Below are 2880 nucleotides of genomic sequence, written 5' to 3'. Positions count from 1 at the left end.
CGACCAACCGGCAGGGGCACGGTCTTTCATCAGGACTCCACGTCCAGGAACCCCGAGTGCTCACCTGCCGGCAGCCACTATCCACCACGGAGTCTGCCGGATGGCTTGCTCCCAGAACTCATTAGGAACCCCATGAGTACGAACCGGTCCTCAAACGGGAGCCCCCGGACCCGACCATCCAAGACCCACGACAACGACGTACGATCTTGGTCGGGGTCTGCATCGCGCTCATGGCGGTCATCGCTTCGGTGTGAGCGGCGTAGGGGCAGCGATGATCACGCCGGTCACCCTCGCCGTCATCACCTCGACCTTCCCGGACGAGGAGCCTCCAAGGCGATCGGCGTGTGGACCGGCGTCGCCGGCGGTGGAGGCATCTTGGGGATGTACCTGTCGGCCGTCCTGGTCGACCTGGCGAGCTGGCGGTGGCTCTTCGTCCTGCCGGTCGTGCTCGTCGTCGTCGCCATCGTCATGGCGCTGCGATCCACCCGGGAGTTCGGCACCGCGCTCGGTGTCGCGCTGCTCGGAGCGGTCCTGACCGCCGGCCACCGCGGCGCCATCGACTCCCGGCTCGACGGAGTGCCGGACGACGCCGCCGACACCGCCCGCGAGGGCGTCGCCAACGCCCTCGCGGCCGCCGACGGGGTCGGACCCCAGGCGCAGGCGCTGACCCGAGCCGCCCAAGAGTCCTTCGTCTCCATCCAAGCCAAGGCCATCCGTTTCAGCACCCTCGACCGTATCTGCCACGTCTTGGGATGCCGGGCCCGGCGGCTTGATCACCGTCGACCCGCCAGGTGAAGCACGTTCCTGACGCCCCGCGCGCCGGCCTCGAGTTCAGATCTCCTCGTCGTGCCTTGAGGTGGCGGACCGCGGCGTCCAGGTAGACCGTCGTCCACAGGGTGACGCAGTCCAGGACGAGGCCGAGGGCGCGAGCTGGTTCTCCACCGGCTCAGTCCGAAGAGGCGGCCAGTTGCGTGTCGGCTTCCTTCGGCACCGGTACGGCTGCCACTGCCGTGCGGCGCTCGCCCCGCGGACGCAGCCCGAACCAGATGAAGACCACGCTGACGAGCGTCACTGCCACGTTCACGCTCAGCGCGAGGTGGATGCCGGTCAGTTCCACGCTCTGCGTCGCCGCGACCGAGCTCAGGATCGGGATACCGGCGGTGATGGCCACCTGCTGGGTCATCGAGGTCAGGCCCGTGGCCAGGCCCTGCTCCTCGTCCGGCAGACCCGAGGTCCCGGTCACCGTGTACGCCACGATGGCGGTGACGTGCCCGAAGAACCCGATGAACAGCGCGGGGACCAGGACGGCGAGCGCCATTCGGTCGGCGCCGAGGAAGACCAGCGGGAGGGTCGCCAGGCCCTGTACGGACAGGCCCGCGACCAGCACGTTGCGGTAGCCGAAGCGCCCGATGAAGCGCCCGGCGATCACCCCGGCGGCCACGGACGCCAGGCCCGGGACGCCGAAGATCAGGCCGGTGGCCAGCGGGGAGAAGCCCAGGACCTTCTGCAGGTAGAGCGTCATCAGGAAGATCATGGCGGGCTCCATGGTGAAGATCACGAGCCCTGCGTAGTTGCCCCACTTCACCGTGGGCCGTTTGAGGATGCGGAGTGGGGCGAGCGGCGCGGGTGAGCGCAGCTCGATCATCCAGAACGCGGCCAGCAGCAGCACGCCGACGATGGCCAAGGGGAGGCTCTTCTCGATGACCGCGTAGATGACGGCCAGCAGCCCGCCGGTCACGGTCACCGCTCCAGGCAGGTCCAGCTTCACCCGGCCGGACACGCTGGTCTCGCTGATCAGGAAGGGCGTGAGCAGCAGAATGGCCAGGGCGACCGGGACGTTGATGAAGAACGCGGCCCGCCAGCTCAGCAGGCTGACGAGCGTGCCGCCGACCAGCGCGCCGACGGTGAAGCCGCCGGACAGCAGCGCGCCGTTGAGGCCGAGGACGCGCTCGCGCGTCGCGCCTTCCGTGAACGTGGTGGTGAGCAGGGACAACGCCGCGGGGATCGTCATCGCGGTAGCGAAGCCCTGCAGCGCGCGGGCGGCCAGGAGCGTCTCGGGGTTGGCTGCGAATCCGCCGAGCAAGGAGGCCCCGGCCAGCAGGACCATGCCGGACAGGAACAGCCTGCGGCGGCCGAACAGGTCCGCCATCCGGCCGAACAGAAGGGTGAAGCCGGCCGCGGGCAGCGCGTACGCGGAGACGATCCAGGGCAGCCCGGTCAAGCCCAGCCCGACGCCCGCGCCGACCTGCGGCAGCGCGACGTTCAGGATCGAGAAGTCGACGGACAACATGAACCCCGCACCGAGCAGGACGAACAGGATCAACCGCTGCCTACTGCTGATCTGTGGAGGCGAAGTTGTGTCGGTAGTCATGCGTATGGTCTCCTTCTTCAAGAACCCGGTATCGTCAACGATCAGCACGCCGTCCGGCCGGCCGAGCCGCTCGGCGGTGCGCCCGGCTCCCCCCGCCCACCCGTAGCAGCGACGACTCCGATTCGGTGGCCCGCGGCCCCGCTTCGGCATCCGTTTCATGACAGGCTCGGCGCACCCCGCGGCGCCCCCTGACGAGCCGTCAGCCCATTGCGTACTGAACAGGCCGGCCAGGGGGACGGGTCTGGTGCATTTGCTGGGGAGCGGTCACGGTCGGTGATCTCGGCTCAGTTCAGCAGTGCCATCTTTCTGAGGAGGTCGTAGTTGGCGCGGCCGAACATGAGCCGTTTCAAGAATTTGATCTTGCATACTTTGCCCTCGACAACGCCTGAGCTGTAAGGGAGCGTGAGTCCGTTCAGGACGGCGGCGTGGTCGCGTTCGAGGCCGTTGGCGAAGGAATGCAGGTGGGGCAGGTCGTCAGCCCGGACGGCGTCGATCCAAGCGTCGAGGCG

At 68.6% G+C, this 2880-nt stretch carries 3 protein-coding genes; 1 reads left to right on the top strand and 2 read right to left on the bottom strand.

What is annotated here, in order from left to right; genetic code table 11:
• Window positions 1–342: 342 nt before the first annotated feature.
• A complete protein-coding gene (locus EJK15_RS68670; RefSeq protein ID WP_206062336.1) occupies window positions 343–795 on the top strand; it encodes a helix-turn-helix domain-containing protein in 453 nt (150 codons plus the stop codon).
• A 151-nt stretch (window positions 796–946) separates the two neighbouring features.
• On the opposite strand, the gene EJK15_RS68665 is transcribed toward EJK15_RS68670, so the two are convergent.
• A complete protein-coding gene (locus EJK15_RS68665; RefSeq protein ID WP_138720831.1) occupies window positions 947–2371 on the bottom strand; it encodes an MFS transporter in 1425 nt (474 codons plus the stop codon).
• A gap of 284 nt (window positions 2372–2655) precedes the next feature.
• Window positions 2656–2880: transposase (locus EJK15_RS68660; protein WP_138720830.1), on the bottom strand; the 225-nt coding region annotated here is incomplete at its 5' end.

It is taken from the genome of Nonomuraea basaltis (assembly GCF_005893125.1).
Classification (GTDB): Bacteria; Actinomycetota; Actinomycetes; order Streptosporangiales; family Streptosporangiaceae; genus Nonomuraea; species Nonomuraea basaltis.
The sequence above is the reverse complement of the archived record's forward strand: the minus strand, read 5'-3'. Positions and strand labels throughout refer to the sequence as shown.